The following is a 21,520-nucleotide window of genomic DNA, read 5'->3' as shown; positions in this document are numbered from 1 at the left end:
TAATAAAAGAGCTCGCCTTTACTTCTTTTGTTAAGGAAATACGACGCGGATGATCAATTGAATCAATAAGGCGATCGTGACCATATGTAAAATGAATTTCAACTGTCGAGTAGAAATTTTCTGAGCCACACGTAAGGCTAGCTGTGATCCGATAAGGGAACCGATCGTGTAATAAATGGCAATCTCCCATGCGATGTTACCGGCAATGAAATAGGTGATAAATGCAGCTGTACAGCTGATGAAAGTTTGAAATCTGGTAAAGGCCAGGGATTGAAGGTAAGTGGCTCCATTTCTTAAAAAGGTATACATAAGCATGGTGGCCTGTCCTGGTCCGAACATTCCGTCGTAAACACTGATTCCGAATAGGGATGGATACACTCTTTTTGGAAGGTGCCAAATCGGTTCAGTAGAGGGTTTTGGTTTCTTGATGAAGTTCATGATCAAAGCGATCGACAAAAGGCAGATGGCTAACAAATTCATCATCTTTTCAGAGAATGAATTAGCAAGCAGACCACCACAAAAACCACCGAGTAAGGCAAAGGGGATCAATTTGAGTGCATCCTTCAGTTTTAACTGTTTTTTCTTGAATAAAATATAAAAACTGGAAAAAGAAGAAAACATATTCGAAAACTTGACGGAACCAATAACCTGGTGGATCGGTAACCCTATCAATAGGAGAGATGGCATGCCAATAAGACCGCCGCTGCCAGCCAAGGTGCCTACAAAGGATGCTGCAAAACTGATGACCAGCAATAAAATGATCGTCAATGGATATCACTCCTTTTCTTTTCCCTTGTATTATAAGCGGACTTTGTTGATAATTAAATTTAAATAATTTAAATCATCATCATAAGAATTAATTATCAAGAGGCTGGTGTATATGTCGTTTTCAGAATTTCATTTATTATCCGTACTTGCTCAGGAAATGAATATGAGAAAAGCTGCTGAGCGGTTGTTCGTTTCCCAACCGGCGTTATCACAGCGTTTACAATCAATAGAAAAGGATTGGGGCTCGAAGCTGTTTCTTCGTTCACAAAAAGGACTATCGTTGACGCCTGCAGGAGAAGCGGTGATTCGTTTGGCCAATGAGGTAATCGAAAAAGAAGAAAAAGTAAGGGAAAGTATCCAAGCCATGGATCATGAAGTATATGGCACTTTGAAAATTGCCTGTGCTTCGATTGTCGGTCAAAACTGGCTGCCACAAGTATTGAAAAAGTTTGTCCAAAAATATCCGTATGCCAAAATTTCTTTAATCACAGGCTGGAGCAGTGAGATTTTAAAGTCTTTGTATGAAGGCCAAGTACATATTGGCATCATAAGGGGAGCCCCGGATTGGAAAGGGGTAAAACAGCATTTGTTTACAGATATGCTTTATTTGGTCGATACTGAAATGAAGGAATTGAATCAGGTGTTCGAAACGGACCGGCCATTCATTCAATTTAAAAGTGACTCGAATTATTATCAGGAAATTCAGGACTGGTGGCATCGGCAATTTAAAACGACACCAAAAAACACCATCGTCGTGGATCAAATCGAAACGTGCAAACAAATGGTGTTCAATGGTATAGGTTATGCGATCCTGCCTGCCATCACTTTGCATGATAAAGATACGAATATTTTTAAAATCCCACTTTTAGATGAGCATAACCATTCTATAGAACGGGATACATGGCTTTGCGGCTATGAATCTGCTTTCCAGTTAAAACAAGTCCAAGCATTCACTGAAGTGGTGAAAGAACACATTCGCGACCAAGGAATGTTATAGGTCCGATGAAGCCAATGTCAATAGGGCAGAATAATATATTGTCGTGACATTCAGCTTGTCTTGCAGGCAGTTGTCTGTTAAATTTAAAACGAGTAATGATACATATTTAGGAGGTTTTACCCGGAATGAATAAAATGGATGCAAACGAGATTATTGCTTTTATCTCAAATAGTAAGAAATCGACACCAGTAAAGGTATATGTCAAAGGTGATTTAGAAGGCATGGATTTTGGTCCGGCTTCTAAAACTTTCATTACAGGGAATACAGGTGTGGTATTCGGTGAATGGTCTGATGTCGAAGAGGCAATCAAGGCTGCGGGAACTAAAATCGAGGATTATGTAGTAGAAAACGATCGCCGTAACTCTGCCATTCCTTTATTGGACCTAAAAGGCATCAAAGCTCGTATCGAGCCTGGCGCTATAATCCGTGACCAAGTATCGATTGGTGACAACGCAGTGATCATGATGGGTGCATCAATCAATATTGGCTCTGTCATTGGTGAAGGTACAATGATTGACATGAATGCAATACTTGGCGGACGTGCAACAGTAGGTAAAAACTGTCACGTAGGTGCTGGTGCAGTTTTAGCAGGTGTTATCGAACCTCCTTCCGCACAACCGGTCATCTTGGAAGACGATGTTTTGATCGGAGCTAATGCGGTCGTACTTGAAGGAGTGAAAATCGGTCAAGGTTCAGTTGTAGCGGCCGGTGCCGTTGTAACAAAAGATGTTCCTCCATTCTCTGTGGCTGCTGGTATCCCGGCAAAGGTCATTAAACAAATTGATGAAAAAACCAAGTCAAAAACAGAGATCATGCAAGAACTTCGTCAACTTTAATTCTTACGTGAATATTGTCAAAAGCGTGGATAATCTTATCCACGCTTTCTGTATAGGGAGGGAATAATGTGAAAATAAATCCATTTGCCGAGATCCGGCGTGATTTGCATCAAATTCCGGAGATAGGATTTAAGGAATTCAAGACTCAGCAATATCTATTGAATTACATAACGAATTTAGCCTCGGAGCGTATCGAGATAGAAACTTGGCGAACAGGGATATTCGTGAAAGTGAAGGGAAGGAACCCGCGGAAAACAATTGGCTACCGAGCTGATATAGATGGTCTGCCGATTAAAGAGGAAACCGGATTGCCTTTTGCATCCACCCATGAAGAATATATGCATGCCTGCGGTCATGATTTTCATATGAGCATCGGTCTGGGGTTATTAACCTATTTCACCGAGAACCCGATCGATGATGACTTATTATTCATTTTCCAGCCGGCCGAAGAAGGACCTGGCGGAGCTGAACCGATGCTGAAATCGGATACCATGAAAAAATGGAAACCGGATATGATTCTCGCCTTGCATATTGCTCCAGAGTATCCAGTTGGAACGATCGCCGTTAAAGAAGGGCTTTTATTTGCCAATACATCTGAATTATTCATCGATTTGAAAGGTAAAGGGGGGCATGCAGCTTACCCACATGAAACAAAGGATATGGTCATTGCTGCCTGTTCGCTTGTCGGGCAGCTCCAAACCATCGTTTCCCGGAATGTCAATCCACTTGATTCAGCTGTCATTACAGTTGGGAAGATTACTGGAGGAACCGTTCAAAATATTATTGCCGAGACAGCGAGGTTAGAGGGCACAGTACGCACGCTTAATCCAGAATCGATGGTAAAGGTCAAGTCGAGAATAAAAGCGCTTGTCGACGGCATACAAGTTGGCTATGAATGCCTGGCAGAAATCGACTATGGTGCGATGTACCACCAGGTGTATAATGAAGAACGGTTGACCCAGGAATTCATGGAGTTTACGGAGAAGTCATCTTCCGTTCATCTGCATCGCTGCACTGAAGCGATGACAGGTGAAGATTTTGGATATATGTTAAAGGAGATTCCGGGTTTCATGTTTTGGCTAGGTGTTTCATCAGAATATGGTTTGCACCATGCTAAGTTATGTCCGGATGAAGATGCCATTGAACTTGCGATTAATCATTTAACTAACTATATAACGTTTAAAGGAAACGAAGCTTAAATGTTTTTCCTTACTGGAATTTGAATAATGCTAAAAGGAAAGAACGAATGATGTTGGAGGGCTTGTTGTGAAAAAAGAATTTGCAGTGATTGGACTCGGCCGTTTTGGCGGCAGTATAGTCAGAACGTTAGCTGAAGAAGGATTAGGAGTTCTGGCTATCGATGCAGATGAAGATCGTGTCAATGAATTCGCCAGAATTGCTTCACATACCGTAGTAGGGGATACCACTGATGAAAATGTGCTGAGAAACATAGGAATTCGTAATTTCGATCACGTCATTGTTGCAATCGGTGAGAATATTCAGGCGAGTATTTTGACAACGCTTATACTTAAAGAATTGGGTGTCGGAAATGTTACGGTAAAAGCGCAGAATGATTATCATGAGAAGGTGCTTCGTAAAATCGGAGCTGATTTTGTCGTGCATCCCGAAAGAGACATGGGGAGAAGGATTGCGCATAAAATGGGCTCCAACAATATTCTTGATTATTTGGAGCTTTCTGATGAACATTCCATCGTTGAAATTGTCGCAAGCCAAAAGATGAATGGCAATTCTATATTTGATCTGGATATCCGCGCCCACTACGGGCTGAATATCGTCGCGATTAAAAGAGGGAATGAAATCAATGTTTCTCCTCAGGCAAACGATTTAATTCATAAAGGCGATATTTTAATCGTCATTGGAGCAGATTCCGACATCAATCGTTTCGAAAAAAAGATTGTAGGATAAGTAAGTGTCCTGCTAAAATCGAGCAGCGCTCACTTTAAAGGAAAATAAAAAGTCCAGCTATATGATGGCTGGGCTTATAGTCTGTAGACAAGCTCGATAATAATTGAGTTTGTCTACAGTTTTTTTTAGGTTGTATGACTTAAACGTTGATTTCCCCTTCAGGCACTCGCTTTCCACGGGCGGTCCGCCCTCGGCGCCTTTGCTCCTGAGGTGTCTCCCTTGGACGCGAATTCCCGCAGGAGTCTCGTGTACCCTCCGTTCCAATCAATGGTTTATTCATTTAGTACGTTCGTGAAAAATAATGAGCGTTTCAATCGTGTATTCGCAGATGCAAAAGAAAAGCATGGTATGCGTTGGATTAGTTTATTGGGACTTGAAAAATTGTCGATGCAGGCTATTCTCTATAACTGGTTCAAATCCAATATAAAATCAAAAAGGTTTCGGAATGAGATCATTCCGAAACCTTTTTTTTTATTGAACTTCCATGATGATCGGTAGGATCATTGGACGGCGTTTAGTTTTTTCATATAAGAATGGAGACAAAGTATCTGTAATTTCATTTTTAATTTCAGACCATTGTGTAGTTTTGCGATCCATCACTTTATTCAAATGCTTTGTGATCAAGGATTGAGCATCGCTAATTAGGTCTCCTGATTCCCTCATATAAACAAATCCACGTGAGATGATGTCAGGACCAGATGCAATTTTGAATTCCTTCATATTTATGCTGACAACGACAACGACAAGGCCTTCTTCAGAAAGAATCCGACGATCGCGTAAAACGATGTTACCGATATCCCCGATGCCGCTTCCATCGATATAAACCGAACCCGAAGGAATTTTACCAGCGATTTGTGCTGTGTTTTCACTTAAGGAAAGTACTTCACCATTATCCATGATAAAGCAATTTTCCTCAGGAACACCGCAATCGACTGCGTGTCGGGCATGAAGTTTTTGCATACGGTATTCTCCATGGATTGGCATGAAGAATTTTGGCTTGATCAAACGAAGCATTAGTTTTTGTTCTTGCTGACCGCCATGCCCAGATGTATGAATATCACTCAGTGGACCTGAAATGACGTCTGCTCCAGCGCGATACAATTGATTAATCGTTCTGGAAACACTGATTGTGTTACCAGGAATAGGTGAAGAAGAAAATACGACTGTATCACCAGGAATGATTTGAATTTGACGGTGAGTGCCATTTGCAATCCGCGAAAGAGCTGCCATTGGTTCACCTTGGCTGCCAGTACAAAGGATGGTTACTTTGTTCGCAGGCATACGATTTAATTGCTGTACATCAATGAATGTATCTTTTGGCGCTGTGATATAACCAAGGTCTTGGCCAATTGATATGGCAGAATCCATGCTACGCCCAAAAACAGCTATTTTACGTCCATTAGCTACGGCTGCTTCCACCACTTGTTGCAGACGATGGATGTTCGATGCGAATGTGGCAAAAATAATCCGGCCGTCCACCTTGCGGAAAATATCTTGAATGGTATCGCCGACACGGCTTTCTGACATAGTGAAATTCTGCACTTCACTATTTGTGCTATCCGAGAGTAAGCACAATACGCCTTCTTTTCCGATTTCAGCCATCTTGGTCAAGTTGGCTGGCTCGCCCACTGGAGTAAAATCAAATTTAAAATCACCAGTATGAACAATTTGTCCTGGTGGCGTTTTTACAACAATTCCATATGAATCGGGAATACTGTGAGTTGTACGGAAGAAAGAGACGGAAGTCTTCCGGAACTTAATCACTTCATCTTCACTGATCTCAATCATCGTCGTCTGGCGTAAAAGGCCGTGTTCTTCCAATTTATTACGAAGCAATCCAAGTGCTAGCTTTCCGCCGTATACTGGAACATTCACTTTTCTAAGTAAATAAGGAATCCCGCCAATATGGTCTTCATGGCCATGAGTGATGAAAACACCTTTAATTTTATCTACATTTTTCTCTAAATAGCTGTAGTCTGGAATCACATAATCAATACCTAGAAGTTCATCTTCCGGAAATTTAATTCCAGCATCAATGACGATGATCTCATCTTGAAACTGAACAGCATATGTGTTCTTACCGATTTCGCCTAAACCGCCCAGGGCGAATACAGCTGTTTGATCATTTTTTACAAATTTCATAAATTATAGCTCCAATACTTTGTAATCTTCATTTTGTTTTTCATATTCTAAATATGCTCCTGTTACAGGTAGTACAATTTCGACATTATAAGGTTCTTTTATTAATTTTAAACGGACGTCACGAACGGATTCACCTTCGACGAACATTGTTTTAGTATTCTCCCTGATGGGAACCTCTGCTATGGTTACTTGATAGTATACCTTAAAAACCATTTTAATCTCTCCTCACTTGTTTGCATTGCTTTTTTCATTATATATAAAAACAACAATTTTTTCATGTTTTTCAACATCATGTAAAAATAAACCCAGCTCCGCCATAAAAACGGAAGGGGTTTTGATGAACTCAATATACCAATGTCTTAAGTATATAAAAAATAGATGGCAATTTCGGGTATCAATCCAATTGCAGCTTCCTCTATCCTCTATCCTATCCGTTTTTACTATGTGTAAAACTTAAATCGACAAAGAAAGTTTCTAATTACTCGTTTTCGTTCGAAAATCAGTTTATCTCACTTTACCTTAATTAAACAAAATCATTTTTTTCGCAAACGATTTCTTTCATAATTAATATAGTACCACTGGGTACAGCGTTTCATGGAATGACAACGGCTCATATTCTAAATAGAAATATGTATTCACTTAGCCATTTACAAAGCCAAGGTAGAAAGAATGCTTAGCAAGAACTTTACAACAAGGAAGAAGCCCTCCGCAAGTTTTTGAAGGGCTGTCCGAAAAAAACTCGCATACGGATGACGGCCATGGCAGGATATGAATGGCAAATCATGCGATAGATTTTTTTCTTAAAAGATCTTTCCATTGTTTAACAAGCTTTTTACGAAGCTTTTTTAACATGGCGATCACGCTCCCTTAGTTATTATTGTATAGGATTATTCAATAATGTAAATATGTCTTTACAAGTACTTGGTCCATTTTTGAAAAAAAAGGCTCATTATTACTGGTAATGTGATTTTAGAGGCGAGAAGGAGGGGGAGGCATTAAATGAAGTCAAGGGTTACTACTATATAAGAGTAGTATATGCTCATTCGTGAATAAAAAACTAAACTTCGAGTGGAATTCGGTGGAGTTACTTGACTTATCTTGATGACAATTATTAAATGAGTACATATTAAAAAGGAAAAAATGAATGAATTGGAAGTGAATCGTTAGTGAAAATCGTATTTTTTGATATTGACGGAACATTGCTTGATCATGAAAAAAAGTTACCTGCCTCAACGAAAAAAGCAGTTAAGCAGCTACAGGATAACGGGGTTTTTGTAGCGATTGCCACTGGAAGGGCTCCGTTCATGTTCGAGTCTTTGAGGGCCGAGCTTGGCATAGATACATTCGTAAGTTTCAACGGACAATATGTTGTTTTTGAAGGAAAAGTCGTTTACAAAAATCCTTTGAACAAACTTGAGATAAAACGTCTTCATGAACATGCTGAAAATAATCAAATACCGATCGTTTTCATGAATGAGGAGACAATGAAATCCAGTGTGCCCCATCATAATCGAATCGAAGATGCATTAAGCAGTCTGAAGTTCCCCCACCCAGAACAAATGGCTGATTTTTATGAGGACCATGATATATACCAAGCCTTATTATTCTGCTCGGAAGATGAAGAAGGGAATTTTGTTGGGAACTATGATGACTTTCATTTTATTAGATGGCATACGTACTCTACGGATGTACTTCCATTCGGAGGTTCAAAAGCAGAAGGCATTAAAATATTAATGGAGAAAGTTGGGTTCGCTCTCGAGGACGTTTACGCCTTCGGAGATGGGTTGAATGATATTGAAATGTTAAAAGTAGCGGGATACGGCGTGGCAATGGGGAATGCCGGTCAACTATTGAAGCAAGAGGCAGACTTTGTTACGAAAGATGTCGATGACGATGGCATCCTTTTTGGATTGAAGGAACTTGAACTGATTTAAAAATAAAAACTCCCGTCAAACAATAGACGGGAGTTTTTAGATTATTACGCTCACCTTACTACCGCGATGGAATTTTCCGGAACGGTATAGGGGTCATCTTGATTGATATGATCATAAAACATGATTCCATTAAGATGATCGATTTCATGTTGAAAACAAATGGCTGCGGTGCCTTTGAGGCGGAGTTGAACCGACTTTCCTTCCAGGTCCGTTCCCACTACCGTTATTCGAGCATAACGTGGCACATAGCCAGAAACGGGCCGATTAACGGAAAGACAACCTTCTCCGGTTGTTAAGTATGCTTTTTCCACTGAATGACTGATGAGTTTAGGATTAAAAAGAGCATAGCTATACAGTTGATCATCTTTTTCTTTCAAATGAACCGCAATCATCCTTTTTGACACATTAACTTGTGGTGCAGCCAAGCCAATTCCTGCTCTTAACCCGTATATGGCAGCAATATCATGCAATTGGCTGTTTTGGACATATTCCATCAAGCTGGCTAAAATTCGCTTATCTTCATCTGATGCCGGAAGTGGGACTTCCAACGCGACTTTCCTTAAAATAGGATCGTCTTCCTTAACAAAATCATCCATAGTAAGCATAATTTTTCACCCCATAAAAATTATTATTATATGTATAGGGTTATTTTAACAAAAAATATGATGAAAGTTAATGGACTGGTCTAATTAATCAGAATGGGATAGGGATGGAATCAGTTGATCATTCCCTATCCCAGCCATTATTTTATTATCTTGTTGTACTTTATAAAAAAATACATCATTTTTTGTGAATCAGGGTAAATAGATATCATATTCGGGTATAGGTAATAAAAATTACCTGTTTAGCATAAGCAAGCTCCGACAATGATGAGCAGAATGAAAAGGACAATGATTATGGCGAAGCCGCTACCAAAGCCACAGCCTCCACCACCTTGTTCACCATAACCATAGCTGGGTGCAACGGAAACCGGATAACAACAATCCTGGGTGTAACCTCCATACATAATTTCATACCTCCGTTTTTGTATTGAAAATTTGTTGACCACTCTGATTTGAAACGGTCCCTACAGCCTATGCAGTATGATATAAAGGGTGTAGGCTTACGCCCAGTAATGAAAAATTCCTGTTCGGAATATGTTTTAGTACGAGTGTCTGCAGCTTAAACAGAAATTTTGAGAAATATAAATCTTAGAAGAACGATCAGAAGGAGAGAGCAGTCTATGTTGAAGCGTTTTGGTCCATATGTTATTTTACTTCTTTCTTTAGCGGTCATAACCGGTTGTTTTAATGGTTCACCTGAAGAGAAAATCCACAAGATCTTAGAGAAAACGGCAGAAAAGGAAGGTGACTTCAACGAGCATCAAGTGCCACTCAATGAATTGGAGAAAAAGGAAAAAGAACAGTATGAGAAAATCATTAAACTTGGAATGGATGAATACCAACAAATCATCGAGCTTTCAGATGAAGCGACCAAGAATATCGACGAACGCGAGGAAATAATTGAAAAGGAACAAAGTAGTATGCAATCGTCAAAAGAACAGTTCAATAAGATAGATGGACAAATTGGAAAAATAGAGGATGAAGAGATAAAAAAAGAAGCGACTGAAATGAAAAAAGTCATGAGTGAACGGTACAGCACGTACGACGACTTATACGATGCCTATCAACAAAGTCTGGCCTATGATCGTGAATTATATGAACTGTTTAAAAAAGAGGATTTGAAAATGGATGAATTACAAGGTCAAATCGAGAAAATTAATAACTCTTATACAAAAGTTTTGAAAGCGAATGACCAATTTAATTCATTAACGGAAAAAGCCAATCAAAAAAAGGAACGTTTTTATGATAGTTCTGGCATAGAAATGGCTGATTCAACGAAATAATAACTAATGATGGGCTGTGATCCTCACTCACAGCCCATTTTTGTGCATCCCGTTCATTTATCGACTGAAAAGTCCCGGAAAATATTTTTTGAGCAAACCGAAGATTTTAAAATTTTCAGTACCTGTACTAAAAAAAAACGAAAATAGAAATTCAAACAGCAGCCTGAAATGAAAGCGATTGAATATTTTTTTGGAATATTATCTTACTTGCCCAAATGCCCTTACTTAAAGCGGTTTTGGAATCGATGGGATTTGCGAAGGAAATGAAATATTGTCCTTCGTCCTCCCCAATATGAAAATTTAGGCCAATTTATTAGTACAGTTACAAAACCAAAACTAATACAGTGGAGAAGAATTAAGAATGGGAATTCAATTAAATCAAAAAAATAAGGAACTCCATGTGATTGACTTGAGGTTATTTCTTCTTGTAAACTTAAATTATAAAAAAATTCTTGTATCATATATCTTGATTTTTTTTATAGTACAGAATAAGATTGAGACATATTAAGCAGATCCACGTTTGAGGGATTGGTCTTAAGGGAAAAATAAAAGAATGCATTGTTGCAAAAACTAAAAAGCAAACTATTTTTGCTTTATAGAATAATAATAGCAAACCTTTTTAATGAAAGGATGAGGTGCCAAATGGCTCAAAAAACTAAGCAAGCTAAAATTAATATTCAGGATCAGCTTAAGAAAGTGGAAGAACAATTTGAAACTTTTCAAATTTTAAATGAAGAGGGAGAAGTCGTCAACGAAGCGGCAATGCCTGATTTAAGTGATGAACAACTGCAAGAATTAATGCGTCGTATGGTTTATACTCGCATCTTGGATCAACGTTCCATATCACTGAACCGTCAAGGTAGATTAGGGTTCTATGCACCGACTGCCGGTCAAGAAGCTTCTCAAATCGCTTCACAGTATGCTTTGGAGAAAGAGGATTTCATTCTACCTGGTTACCGTGATGTTCCGCAAATCGTTTGGCATGGTCTTCCGCTTTGGCAAGCATTCTTATTCTCCCGGGGACATTTTAAGGGAAATCAAATTCCTGAAGACGTCAATGTCATTTCCCCGCAAATCATTATCGGCGCTCAATATATCCAAGCTGCCGGAGTGGCTCTTGGAATGAAAAAACGCGGTAAAAAAGCTGTAGCGATCACATATACGGGTGACGGTGGAACCTCACAAGGTGACTTCTATGAGGGAATTAACTTTGCAGGTGCATTTAAAGCGCCAGCTATCTTCATCGTGCAAAATAACCGTTTCGCAATCTCGACTCCGGTTGATTTACAATCAGCTGCGAAAACATTAGCCCAAAAGGGTGTGGCTGCAGGTATTCCTGGAATCCAAGTTGATGGTATGGATGCGTTGGCCGTATATACAGCAACTAAAGAAGCACGCGAACGTGCAATTAATGGTGAAGGCCCAACATTGATTGAAACATTAACGTATCGTTATGGACCACATACGATGGCTGGGGATGACCCGACACGTTACCGTACTTCTGATATGGATAACGAGTGGGAACTGAAAGATCCATTGGTGCGTTTCCGCAAGTTCTTGGAAAACAAAAAACTTTGGAATGAAGAACTAGAGAACGAAACGATAGAAAAGGCAAAAGAAGATATTAAAGAAGCAATCAAATTGGCAGATGCAGAACCTAAGCAAAAGGTTACAGACCTTATTGAAAACATGTTTGAAGAAATGCCTTATAACTTAAAAGAACAATATGAAATTTATAAAGAGAAGGAGTCGAAGTAAGCCATGGCTCAATTGACGATGATTCAAGCAATTACAGAAGCATTACGTACAGAACTTAAAAATGACGAGAATGTACTCGTTTTTGGGGAAGATGTTGGTCTTAATGGAGGAGTTTTCCGTGCAACGGAAAATCTTCAAAAAGAATTCGGCGAAGATCGTGTATTCGATACACCTCTTGCTGAATCTGGAATCGGTGGATTAGCGGTCGGTCTTTCTTTACAAGGTTTCCGTCCTGTTCCTGAAATTCAATTCTTCGGATTTATATATGAAGTAATGGATTCCGTAAGCGGTCAGCTTGCTCGTATGCGCTACCGTTCAGGCGGACGTTACAGTGCGCCGGTTACAATTCGCTCACCTTTTGGCGGTGGAGTTCATACTCCGGAAATGCATGCTGATAGCTTAGAAGGTTTAATGGCACAGCAACCAGGGTTAAAAGTTGTTATCCCTTCCACTCCTTATGATGCAAAAGGTTTATTGATTTCAGCGATTCGTGATAATGACCCTGTCATTTTCCTTGAGCACATGAAATTGTATCGCTCTTTCCGTCAGGAAGTTCCTGAAGAAGAATATACAATTCCATTAGGTAAAGCGGATGTAAAAAGAGAAGGAACGGATTTATCCATTATTACTTATGGTGCGATGGTACAGGAATCCATTAAGGCAGCTGAGGAATTGGCTAAGGAAGGTCATTCCGTCGAAGTGGTCGACTTACGGACTGTATCTCCATTGGATATTGATACAATCATTGCTTCTGTAGAGAAAACTGGACGCGCTATCGTAGTTCAAGAAGCACAAAAGCAAGCTGGTATTGCAGCGAATGTTGTAGCGGAAATTAACGAACGTGCCATTTTGAGCTTGGATGCACCAGTGCTGCGAGTGGCGGCTGCTGATACGGTATTCGCGTTTTCACAAGCTGAAACAGTATGGTTACCTAATTATAAAGACATTATTGAAACGGCGACTAAAGTCTTGAAGTTTTAACAATCTTAAGTATTGGGAATGAATGTCCTGCATGGGAAAGTAATTTCGCATTATCGGTAATGCAAGATAAAGGACTTTATTCAAAGCACTAAGTATGATTTAATATAGGAGGTTGAACTCAGTGGCATTCCAATTTAGACTCCCTGATATCGGAGAAGGTATACACGAAGGTGAAATAGTGAAATGGTTTGTAAAACCAGGAGATAAGATTCAAGAAGATGACGTGCTTTGCGAGGTTCAAAACGACAAGGCTGTTGTTGAAATCCCATCACCGGTGGAAGGTACCGTTGAAGAAATCCTTGTTCAAGAAGGAACGGTTGCCGTTGTTGGCGATGTACTTGTAACATTCGATGCTCCAGGTTATGAAAATCTTCAGTTTAAAGGGGATCATGGAGAAGAAGCGAATGCAGAAGGCGAGAAGGATACGGAGTCCCAGGTTCAAGCAACTGCTGAAGCTGGACAGGAAGTCAAGAAAGAGGCTGCTCCGGTTCAAGAAAATAATGGAGTGACGGGCGCGGGATCACAACCACAGGTTGAGGTGGATCCTTCACGACGTATTATCGCCATGCCTTCTGTTAGAAAATATGCACGCGAACAAGGGGTAAATATTCGTGAGATTTCTGGTTCTGGGGATAATGGCCGCATCATGAAGGAAGACATCGATGCTTTCAAAAACGGCAAAACGGCTCCACAGCAACCAGCAGCTCAAAGTGAAGCTTCACAACAAAATGATACGGAAACAACCGAAAAACAAAAAGTGTCAATTCCAGAAGGGCAATATCCTGAAACTCGCGAGAAAATGAGCGGCATGAGAAAAGCGATCGCCAAAGCAATGGTTAAATCCAAACAGACAGCTCCACATGTAACATTAATGGATGAAGTCGATGTGACGCTACTTGTTGCTCACCGTAAGAAATTCAAGGGAATTGCTGCTGAAAAAGGAATCAAGCTTACATTCCTACCTTATGTTGTTAAAGCGTTAACAAGTGCATTGCGTGAATTCCCTATGCTTAACACATCATTTGATGATGAGGCTAGTGAGATTATCCATAAACACTATTACAATATCGGAATTGCGGCAGACACAGACAAAGGACTGCTCGTTCCAGTTGTAAAAGATGCAGATCGTAAATCAACTTTTGCTATTTCACAAGAAATTAATGAATTAGCGACGAAAGCTCGTGACGGCAAATTGGCTCCTAATGAAATGAAAGGTGCTTCTTGCTCCATTACGAATATCGGTTCCGCAGGCGGTCAATGGTTCACACCTGTAATCAATCATCCAGAAGTTGCCATTCTAGGGATTGGACGCATTGCCGAAAAAGCAATTGTACGCGACGGGGAAATTATCGCCGCTCCAGTTCTGGCATTATCACTGAGCTTTGATCACCGCATGATTGATGGAGCAACAGCTCAACATGCATTGAATCATATCAAAAAGTTATTGAACGACCCAGAATTATTGTTAATGGAGGCGTAAACAATGGTAGTAGGAGATTTTCCAATCGAAACAGATACTTTAGTGATCGGTTCAGGCCCAGGGGGATATGTTGCCGCAATTCGCGCAGCACAGCTTGGTCAGAAAGTAACGGTCGTTGAAAAAGGAACAATCGGCGGAGTTTGTTTGAATGTAGGCTGTATCCCATCGAAAGCGTTAATTTCAGCGGGACACCGTTTCCATGAAGCTCAGCATTCAGAAGACATGGGTATCTTTGCAGAAAAAGTTACTGTTGATTTTTCTAAAGTACAAGCTTGGAAAGGTACTGTTGTAAAAAAATTAACTGGCGGCGTAAGCAGCCTGTTAAAAGGTAATAATGTTGAGGTAGTAACAGGCGAAGCTTATTTCGTTGATGAAAACAGCATCCGTGTTATGAATGAAGACTCAGCCCAAACATATACATTTAAAAACGCAATCATCGCTACTGGTTCATCACCAATCGAGATTCCGTCATTTAAATATACGAAACGTGTACTTAATTCCACTGGTGCTCTTGCTTTGGAAGAAGTTCCAAGTTCGATCGTAGTAATCGGTGGAGGTTACATTGGTACTGAGCTTGGCGGAGCTTTCGCAAGTTTTGGCACTAAAGTAACTATTCTTGAAGGTACGGAAGAAATTCTTTCTGCAGGCTTTGAAAAACAAATGGCAGCACTTGTTAAACGCAACCTTAAAAATAAAGGTGCTGAAATTGTTACAAAAGCAAATGCTAAAGGCGTGGAAGAAACTGAAACAGGCGTAACCGTTACTTATGAAGTAAAAGGTGAAGAGAAAAAAGTCGAAGCTGATTACGTTTTAGTAACTGTGGGACGTCGCCCTAATACTTCGGAAATCGGTCTTGAACAAGTTGGAATCAAAATGACTGACCGTGGTCTTGTCGAAACTGATAAACAATGCCGTACTAGCGTGAAAAACATCTATGCTATCGGTGATATCGTTTCTGGACCTCAATTGGCTCATAAAGCTTCTTATGAAGGTAAAATTGCTGCAGAAGCCATTGCAGGACATTCATCTGAAATCGACTATCTTGCTATTCCGGCTGTTGTTTTCTCTGAACCGGAACTTGCTTCTGTCGGTTATAATGAAAAAGAAGCGAAGGAAGCTGGAATTGAAGCGCTTGCTTCTAAGTTCCCATTCGCTGCAAATGGACGAGCTCTTTCGTTAAACAATACGGACGGATTTGTGAAGCTTATCACTCGCAAAGAAGACGGATTGGTAATAGGAGCACAAATCGCAGGACCAAACGCATCTGATATGATTGCGGAGCTTGGTTTAGCTATCGAAGCAGGAATGACTGCCGAAGATATCGCGATGACAATCCATGCGCATCCAACTTTAGGGGAAATTACAATGGAAGCTGCTGAAGTGGCCCTTGGAACTCCTATTCACATCATTAAGTAATTGAACTATAGTAAGCGTGCTGCCTAGGCAGTACGCTTTTTTTAGTGGCCAGATCTTGATTGAATTCCCCCCGAATCAAGATTTTCTTTCTACTATTTAAATGAAAAGGACAAAAAGGGCATAAGCTATAAAAAGGACTTCTTACTTTTTTCCTTAAAAAGGTTTGAATTGGGTAAAAGAGGATAAAAAATAAGATGAGCGATGTGCTGAAAGAATAATTTTGTTAATACAAATAGTATGGCTGATTTAGTCATTTTAAAATGGGGTGGATCACTTGAAAAATTATCTGGTAATCCTCTTTCAACTAATCGTATGGAGCGGGTATACACTAGTTGAATGGCTATCTGTTAATGATCGGTTTGTTTTCAAAGTATTCATGTTTCTGGTCTTTTCTTATTTGGCCATTTACATTGGTAAAATGATTTTGAAATCCAATAAGCGAACCATGCTTGTTACGGTGATAAGTCTTTTGTGTTATGGAGTTTTGCAAATCCTATTGGAAACCCTAGTACCCGTTTATTGAATTTTTCGTAAGCCCGCAAACGACACATGAAACCACGGAGGAAACATGATTAACAAAGTGTTATTTTTATTTGCAATAGTAGTCCTTTTTTTAATCGGCTGCAGTGCTTCAGATTCTTATCGAACAGAAAAAGAGAATCATAAAAGTGTGGAAACGACCACATTCATCCATGATGAAAGCGAGCAAGAAAAAGAAGTGAAAGCAGAGACAGCTAAAACAAATACGGAGGCGAAAGTAAAGGCAGAATATCGGGTGGATAAAGAGAATTGGTCATTTAAACCGATAGGGGATGCAAATCCGAAGGTTGTCTTGTTGACATTTGATGATGCACCCGATAAATATTCGCTGGAAATTGCCAAAACGCTTAAAAGACTCGGGGTTCCTGCGATCTTTTTCGTAAATGGACACTTTCTTGAAAATGATAAAAATAAAGCGATGCTAAAAGAAATTCATGAAATGGGTTTTGCTATCGGCAATCATACATATTCACATGTAAATTTAAAAGAGTTGCCTGAAAAGGAACAAGAGAGAGAAATCATAAAATTAAATAATTTGGTTGAGGGCATCATAGGAGAACGCCCTAAGTTCTTCAGGGCGCCTTTTGGAGCGAATACCAATCATTCAAAAAAAGTTGCTGAGGAAGAAAAAATGTTGGTCATGAATTGGACGTATGGATACGACTGGGAAAAGGAGTATCAGGATAAAAAGGCATTAACAGAGATCATGTTGAACAGTCCTTATTTAGGAAATGGTGCGAACCTGCTGATGCATGATCGAAAATGGACGAGTGAAGCGATAGAGGATATTGTGAAAGGTTTTCAAAAGAAAGGATATAAGATTCTTGATCCAAAATTAATTGAAACGCCTGCATGAGCTGAAATTTCAGCTTGTGCAGGTTTTTTATTTCCTTGGATAGTAATACATCACGCGTTTATTAAAGAGATGGAGCTGTCCCCTTAATTTCTTAGCGAGGAACTTGCATAACTCATTCGCTTTTCCTTTATCACCGAAGGTTGCTGTTTCAGGGAGGGTGAATTGGATATAGGATTGAATTCGCTCTAGCCCATCCTCATCCTTCACGACTTCCTGGTCAACCCCTATCAATATCATGTGATAACGATCCTCTTTGGATTGAAGATAAATGGCCTTATCTTTCATTCTTTCAGGTTCTTTCATTTCATAAGGAAATGCTTTCTTATCATAATCCCAATCCAGTTGCTTTCCGGTTTTTGCTGTGATCATTTGGTAATAGGTCAGCAATTCTTTCACGTCATCGATGGTTACGGTCGATTTCACGGACTCAGGAACAAGCTTTATATAGGCATTTTCAGTCATCTGGATCCTCCTTAGATTCTATCGCATGTAAGAATATATTAACATTTTATGGTTGTAATATATACATATCTATATGTAAAATCATGGGCTAAATTCCTTTTTCCCCTTGCTTGGCTGAAAAAGGAGTGTGATGGATTATGTAAAAAGAGCCCCTAGAGCCCTTCGTTTTTAAAAAAATATTCGCACTTATTATAAAAAGAATCGGTATAAAGAACGATTGGAATCGTTTTCCCCCACATGAGGTTTCTATATATGGGTAAAAGTATATATGTTATACTTTTTAGCTTGAAATAATAAATGTGTTATATTATAATTCATTTAAAGCGGTTACATTATGTAATTGATGCATACAATATAGAGGAAGGGGTTGTAAAAATGGGAACTATCGTATGTCAAACTTGCAATAGCACGATTGAACATTTTGAAGATGAAAAAGTAAGTGTACTTTATACACACAATCACAACTGCCAAAGCTGTGATACAGCTGCCTCTGAAAAATAAATGGAAAAAGACTTTAAGATTAATAGAATTTAAGGGTGTTTCAGGATTGTAACCTGGAGCACCCTTTTTATAGGAGTTAATTTGAGGATATTCTGTGTTTCATCAGGAGCTCTTTGCTAAATGAAATGGGCAAAAGAAACCAGAGCAGGCGTCTGCTCTGGTTTGATGAGTCTCGTTCAATTTTTAATGATGCGTAAATATTTTATCTCTGGATCCTCTGGACCTTGTACTGGTAGACCAGCCTCGATGTTTTTCCGGATGTAATTGATATTATCTTCAGTAATCAGCTCGCCAGGTATAAAAATAGGGATTCCAGGCGGGTAAACCATGATGAATTCCGCACTGATTTTGCCGACGGAATCTTCGATGGGAACCACTTCGGTTTCTGCATAAAATGCCTCCCTTGGCGATAAAGCAAGCGGTGGTGTATCAGGAAGGAGGACTTCGATTTTCTCATGTTCAGCAGCCATTTCCTTAAACTCATCCGATAGGTCTCTAAGGGCGGCAATCAATAGGTCCGCTTCTGTTTTGGAATCTCCCGGTGTGATCAGGCAAAGTATGTTATACAAGTCAGAAAGTTCAACTTCGATATTATGCTTTTCGCGAAGCCATTTCTCAACGTCGTACCCGGTAATATTCAATTCCTTAATGGAAATGATCAGTTTTGTCGGATCATAACTAAAGGCAGCCTTACTGGCTAGAATTTCCTTGCCCACACAGTATAGATAAGGAATCTCATTCACGGCCTCACGGATATATCCAGCAAGATTGATGGCATCATCGATCATTTCCCTGCCCACTGTCGCAAGTTGTCTTCTGGCTGTATCCAGGGAAGCAAGAAGGATATAGGAGGTTGAGGTGGTAGTGAGCATGCTCAAAATTGCTTGAACCCGATTTGCGGAAACCAATCCATTCTTAACATTTAAAATGGAACTTCCTGTAAGTGAACCACCAAGTTTATGAACGCTCGTTGCGGCCATATCTGCTCCAGCTTGCATGGCTGACATAGGCAAGTCTTCATGGAAGTGAATATGGACACCATGTGCTTCATCTACGAGGACTGGGATTTGGTAGGAATGAGCAACTTCCACTATTTTTTGCAAATCAGCAGAAATGCCGAAATAGGTTGGGTTGATGACAAGCAAACCTTTGGCATCACTATGTTCCTTTAAAGTTTTTTCAACGGCATCCATGGTAATTCCGTGTGAGATGCCCAAATCTTTGTCTATTTCAGGATTGATGAAAATGGGAACAGCTCCGGAAAATACAATGGCAGACATTACGGATTTATGTACATTCCTCGGGACGATGATTTTGTCCCCAGGTCCGCAGACTGTCATGACCATCGTCATGATTGCTCCACTTGTTCCTTGAACGGAAAAGAATGTGTGATCGGCACCAAAGGCTTCAGCGGCAAGATCTTGAGCTTGTTTAATGATCCCCTTTGGCTGATGGAGATCATCGAGTGGGGCGATATTGATTAAATCTATGGATAATGCATTTTCTCCAATGAAATTACGGAAATCAGCGTCCATTCCTTTTCCTTTTTTATGACCGGGAATATGAAATTGAACGGGATTTTTTTTTGCATGCTGCAATAAGGCAGTGTATAAGGGTGTTTCATTCTGTGACAATTCTTTGTGGCCCCTTTTCAATATAATAGGTACGAATATTGGGGAGAAGATACTCCCTTTCTATTAACGATAAGTATGTTTGTCCGATTCCGTAAACATCCAAATGGTTAGTGAGCTTATGGAAGGACATAAAACATATGAATTATAGCACGTCTTATAATAAATGCCTAGCGTGACTTTTATGTCCTTACATAAATAATGCCTAAAAGAAGTGGATGTTAAGGGAATCAATAAAATATAACAGCCGGTTATAATTGTCTATATACCTAGTATTAACAGGATTGACTCAAGAATTCTTTTTTTATAAACATTAAAAACTATGAGTTTAAAAATTGAACGGGAAAACAATATTTGCCATAATGAAGTTATGATATAGAAAATTTTAATATATAACTACATTTTAAATGAAAAGGGAGATGAGGAGTTTGAAGTGGAATACGCGTGTGACCGATTTGTTAGGAATTCAATATCCAATCGTACAAGGGGGATTGGCCCATTTAGCCTATGCAGAATTGGCTGCGGCCGTTTCGAATGCAGGAGGGCTTGGACAGGTAACGGCCATGTCTTTGGACACCCCAGAACAATTGATAGATGAAATAAGGAAAACTAAATCATTGACGGATAAACCGTTTGGCGTGAATTTTGCGATTGGTCAGCATGGAAGACCTTATGAACACATGCTTGAAGCAGCCCTGAAGGAGGAAATTGCAGCTGTTTCCGTAACGGGCGGTAACCCAGCACCATTCCTTGATTTCGTTAAAGGAACTGGGGTGAAGAAACTTGTGCTTGTTGCTGCAAGAAGGCAGGCAGTGAAGGCCGAACAGCTGGGCGCAGACGCGGTGATGGTGGTTGGTCAGGAGGGTGGTGGACATTTAGGACGTGATGATATTGGAACTTCTGTATTGATTCCTCAAGTCGTGGATTCCGTTAAAATTCCGGTCATCGCCTCGGGTGGCTTTGGAGATGGGCGCGGTCTGATGGCGGCATTGGCCCTTGGAGCCGAAGGAATCGAGATGGGAACCAGATTCATTGCAGTCAAGGAGTGTGTTCATGCACACGAATTATATAAAAATGCCTTGGTTTCCGGCACAGAAAATGATACCGTTGTCATTAAGCGGTCCATTGGTGCACCTGCAAGGGTAATTGCTAATAGCTGGACCGATAAAATTCTTGCAATAGAAAAAGAAAATGGTGGATATGAGCAACTGAAGGAATACATAAGTGGGCAAGCGAACCAGCGGTATATCCAAGACGGTGTTGAAAGAGAAGGTTTTGCCTGGGCTGGACAAGTAATGGGGCTGATTCATGATGTACCATCGACGGCTGAACTATTCAGTCGGATTATCAACCAGGCAGAGGCAATCCGTTCAAAATGGGCAGACTGATGGTAAATGGTTCCCAGAA

General features: G+C 40.0%; 21 protein-coding genes and 1 pseudogene. 15 read left to right on the top strand and 7 right to left on the bottom strand.

What is annotated here, in order from left to right; translation table 11 throughout:
- Positions 1-30: 30 nt before the first annotated feature.
- Positions 31-768, bottom strand: coding sequence for a sulfite exporter TauE/SafE family protein (locus tag LQ203_RS09735; RefSeq protein ID WP_230157538.1), 738 nt, complete (start codon positions 766-768; stop codon positions 31-33).
- Between the two features lie 112 nt (positions 769-880).
- Between LQ203_RS09735 and LQ203_RS09730 the strand changes: the two genes are divergently transcribed.
- From LQ203_RS09730 to LQ203_RS09710, 5 genes and pseudogenes are all read left to right on the top strand, one after another.
- A complete protein-coding gene (locus LQ203_RS09730) occupies positions 881-1,765 on the top strand; it encodes a LysR family transcriptional regulator (RefSeq protein ID WP_230157535.1) in 885 nt (294 codons plus the stop codon).
- A gap of 125 nt (positions 1,766-1,890) precedes the next feature.
- Positions 1,891-2,601: a 2,3,4,5-tetrahydropyridine-2,6-dicarboxylate N-acetyltransferase gene (gene dapD, locus LQ203_RS09725; protein WP_230157532.1), complete on the top strand. Its 711-nt coding sequence runs from the start codon at positions 1,891-1,893 to the stop codon at positions 2,599-2,601.
- 74 nt (positions 2,602-2,675) lie between these two features.
- Positions 2,676-3,800 carry an N-acetyldiaminopimelate deacetylase gene (locus LQ203_RS09720; RefSeq protein WP_230157866.1) on the top strand — a complete coding sequence of 375 codons (1,125 nt, stop codon included), beginning with the start codon at positions 2,676-2,678 and terminating at the stop codon, positions 3,798-3,800.
- Between the two features lie 67 nt (positions 3,801-3,867).
- The gene (locus LQ203_RS09715) at positions 3,868-4,527 is read left to right on the top strand and encodes a TrkA family potassium uptake protein (RefSeq protein ID WP_230157530.1); all 660 of its coding nucleotides are present in this window, start codon (positions 3,868-3,870) and stop codon (positions 4,525-4,527) included.
- A gap of 315 nt (positions 4,528-4,842) precedes the next feature.
- Positions 4,843-5,025: pseudogene (locus LQ203_RS09710) on the top strand (hypothetical protein); the annotation flags it as partial.
- Here LQ203_RS09710 and rnjA read toward each other — a convergent pair.
- Positions 4,999-6,669 carry a ribonuclease J1 gene (gene rnjA, locus LQ203_RS09705; RefSeq protein WP_230157528.1) on the bottom strand — a complete coding sequence of 557 codons (1,671 nt, stop codon included), beginning with the start codon at positions 6,667-6,669 and terminating at the stop codon, positions 4,999-5,001. The pseudogene LQ203_RS09710 and the gene rnjA overlap by 27 nt on opposite strands.
- Before the next feature lie 3 nt (positions 6,670-6,672).
- On the bottom strand, positions 6,673-6,882 hold the full coding sequence (locus LQ203_RS09700; RefSeq protein ID WP_230157526.1) for a DNA-dependent RNA polymerase auxiliary subunit epsilon family protein: 210 nt from the start codon (positions 6,880-6,882) through the stop codon (positions 6,673-6,675).
- A gap of 953 nt (positions 6,883-7,835) precedes the next feature.
- Between LQ203_RS09700 and LQ203_RS09695 the strand changes: the two genes are divergently transcribed.
- Positions 7,836-8,603: a Cof-type HAD-IIB family hydrolase gene (locus LQ203_RS09695; RefSeq protein WP_230157524.1), complete on the top strand. Its 768-nt coding sequence runs from the start codon at positions 7,836-7,838 to the stop codon at positions 8,601-8,603.
- 50 nt (positions 8,604-8,653) lie between these two features.
- Here the strand turns inward: LQ203_RS09695 and def are convergent, their stop codons facing one another.
- Together def and LQ203_RS27495 are read right to left on the bottom strand one after the other, a co-directional pair.
- Positions 8,654-9,208 (bottom strand): peptide deformylase, encoded by a 555-nt coding sequence (def, locus tag LQ203_RS09690; protein ID WP_230157521.1) that lies wholly within the window; start codon positions 9,206-9,208, stop codon positions 8,654-8,656.
- A 239-nt stretch (positions 9,209-9,447) separates the two neighbouring features.
- Complete coding sequence (locus tag LQ203_RS27495) at positions 9,448-9,609, bottom strand: YjcZ family sporulation protein (protein WP_290370557.1); 162 nt, start codon at positions 9,607-9,609, stop codon at positions 9,448-9,450.
- A gap of 216 nt (positions 9,610-9,825) precedes the next feature.
- Between LQ203_RS27495 and LQ203_RS09680 the strand changes: the two genes are divergently transcribed.
- The 7 genes from LQ203_RS09680 (at position 9,826) to LQ203_RS09650 (ending at position 17,519) form a co-directional block, all read left to right on the top strand.
- Complete coding sequence (locus tag LQ203_RS09680) at positions 9,826-10,488, top strand: YkyA family protein (RefSeq protein ID WP_230157519.1); 663 nt, start codon at positions 9,826-9,828, stop codon at positions 10,486-10,488.
- Between the two features lie 642 nt (positions 10,489-11,130).
- Positions 11,131-12,246, top strand: coding sequence for a pyruvate dehydrogenase (acetyl-transferring) E1 component subunit alpha (gene pdhA, locus LQ203_RS09675; protein ID WP_230157517.1), 1,116 nt, complete (start codon positions 11,131-11,133; stop codon positions 12,244-12,246).
- Between the two features lie 3 nt (positions 12,247-12,249).
- Positions 12,250-13,227 carry an alpha-ketoacid dehydrogenase subunit beta gene (locus tag LQ203_RS09670; RefSeq protein ID WP_061462266.1) on the top strand — a complete coding sequence of 326 codons (978 nt, stop codon included), beginning with the start codon at positions 12,250-12,252 and terminating at the stop codon, positions 13,225-13,227.
- A gap of 121 nt (positions 13,228-13,348) precedes the next feature.
- Entirely contained in the window at positions 13,349-14,707 is a 1,359-nt protein-coding gene (locus LQ203_RS09665; protein ID WP_230157515.1) for a dihydrolipoamide acetyltransferase family protein, read from the top strand.
- A gap of 3 nt (positions 14,708-14,710) precedes the next feature.
- On the top strand, positions 14,711-16,123 hold the full coding sequence (lpdA, locus tag LQ203_RS09660; RefSeq protein ID WP_230157513.1) for a dihydrolipoyl dehydrogenase: 1,413 nt from the start codon (positions 14,711-14,713) through the stop codon (positions 16,121-16,123).
- 265 nt (positions 16,124-16,388) lie between these two features.
- Positions 16,389-16,646: a hypothetical protein gene (locus LQ203_RS09655; protein ID WP_356714203.1), complete on the top strand. Its 258-nt coding sequence runs from the start codon at positions 16,389-16,391 to the stop codon at positions 16,644-16,646.
- Positions 16,647-16,691: 45 nt separating this feature from the next.
- Positions 16,692-17,519, top strand: coding sequence for a polysaccharide deacetylase family protein (locus LQ203_RS09650; protein WP_230157509.1), 828 nt, complete (start codon positions 16,692-16,694; stop codon positions 17,517-17,519).
- A 27-nt stretch (positions 17,520-17,546) separates the two neighbouring features.
- On the opposite strand, the gene LQ203_RS09645 is transcribed toward LQ203_RS09650, so the two are convergent.
- A complete protein-coding gene (locus LQ203_RS09645) occupies positions 17,547-17,981 on the bottom strand; it encodes a DUF1885 family protein (protein ID WP_230157508.1) in 435 nt (144 codons plus the stop codon).
- 375 nt (positions 17,982-18,356) lie between these two features.
- On the opposite strand from LQ203_RS09645, the gene LQ203_RS09640 reads away from it, so the two are divergent.
- On the top strand, positions 18,357-18,482 hold the full coding sequence (locus LQ203_RS09640) for a GapA-binding peptide SR1P (protein WP_072272684.1): 126 nt from the start codon (positions 18,357-18,359) through the stop codon (positions 18,480-18,482).
- Between the two features lie 176 nt (positions 18,483-18,658).
- Here the strand turns inward: LQ203_RS09640 and LQ203_RS09635 are convergent, their stop codons facing one another.
- Positions 18,659-20,116: an aminotransferase class I/II-fold pyridoxal phosphate-dependent enzyme gene (locus LQ203_RS09635; protein ID WP_230157507.1), complete on the bottom strand. Its 1,458-nt coding sequence runs from the start codon at positions 20,114-20,116 to the stop codon at positions 18,659-18,661.
- 425 nt (positions 20,117-20,541) lie between these two features.
- Between LQ203_RS09635 and LQ203_RS09630 the strand changes: the two genes are divergently transcribed.
- Positions 20,542-21,501 (top strand): nitronate monooxygenase family protein, encoded by a 960-nt coding sequence (locus tag LQ203_RS09630; RefSeq protein WP_230157506.1) that lies wholly within the window; start codon positions 20,542-20,544, stop codon positions 21,499-21,501.
- Positions 21,502-21,520: the final 19 nt, after the last annotated feature.

The sequence above is a fragment of the Peribacillus sp. Bi96 genome, assembly GCF_918698115.1.
In the GTDB taxonomy this organism is placed as follows: domain Bacteria; phylum Bacillota; class Bacilli; order Bacillales; family DSM-1321; genus Peribacillus.
Note: the sequence above shows the minus strand (reverse complement) of the source record. Positions and strands in the feature narration are given on the sequence as shown.

Coding starts and splice junctions, on each gene's coding strand:
- def (WP_230157521.1), bottom strand. CDS start 9,208: ATGCTTACTATGGATGATTTTGTTAAGGAAGACGATCCTATTTTAAGG.
- LQ203_RS09640 (WP_072272684.1), top strand. CDS start 18,357: ATGGGAACTATCGTATGTCAAACTTGCAATAGCACGATTGAACATTTT.
- LQ203_RS09680 (WP_230157519.1), top strand. CDS start 9,826: ATGTTGAAGCGTTTTGGTCCATATGTTATTTTACTTCTTTCTTTAGCG.
- LQ203_RS09700 (WP_230157526.1), bottom strand. CDS start 6,882: ATGGTTTTTAAGGTATACTATCAAGTAACCATAGCAGAGGTTCCCATC.
- LQ203_RS09730 (WP_230157535.1), top strand. CDS start 881: ATGTCGTTTTCAGAATTTCATTTATTATCCGTACTTGCTCAGGAAATG.
- LQ203_RS27495 (WP_290370557.1), bottom strand. CDS start 9,609: ATGTATGGAGGTTACACCCAGGATTGTTGTTATCCGGTTTCCGTTGCA.
- lpdA (WP_230157513.1), top strand. CDS start 14,711: ATGGTAGTAGGAGATTTTCCAATCGAAACAGATACTTTAGTGATCGGT.
- rnjA (WP_230157528.1), bottom strand. CDS start 6,669: ATGAAATTTGTAAAAAATGATCAAACAGCTGTATTCGCCCTGGGCGGT.
- LQ203_RS09670 (WP_061462266.1), top strand. CDS start 12,250: ATGGCTCAATTGACGATGATTCAAGCAATTACAGAAGCATTACGTACA.
- LQ203_RS09650 (WP_230157509.1), top strand. CDS start 16,692: ATGATTAACAAAGTGTTATTTTTATTTGCAATAGTAGTCCTTTTTTTA.
- LQ203_RS09645 (WP_230157508.1), bottom strand. CDS start 17,981: ATGACTGAAAATGCCTATATAAAGCTTGTTCCTGAGTCCGTGAAATCG.
- pdhA (WP_230157517.1), top strand. CDS start 11,131: ATGGCTCAAAAAACTAAGCAAGCTAAAATTAATATTCAGGATCAGCTT.
- dapD (WP_230157532.1), top strand. CDS start 1,891: ATGAATAAAATGGATGCAAACGAGATTATTGCTTTTATCTCAAATAGT.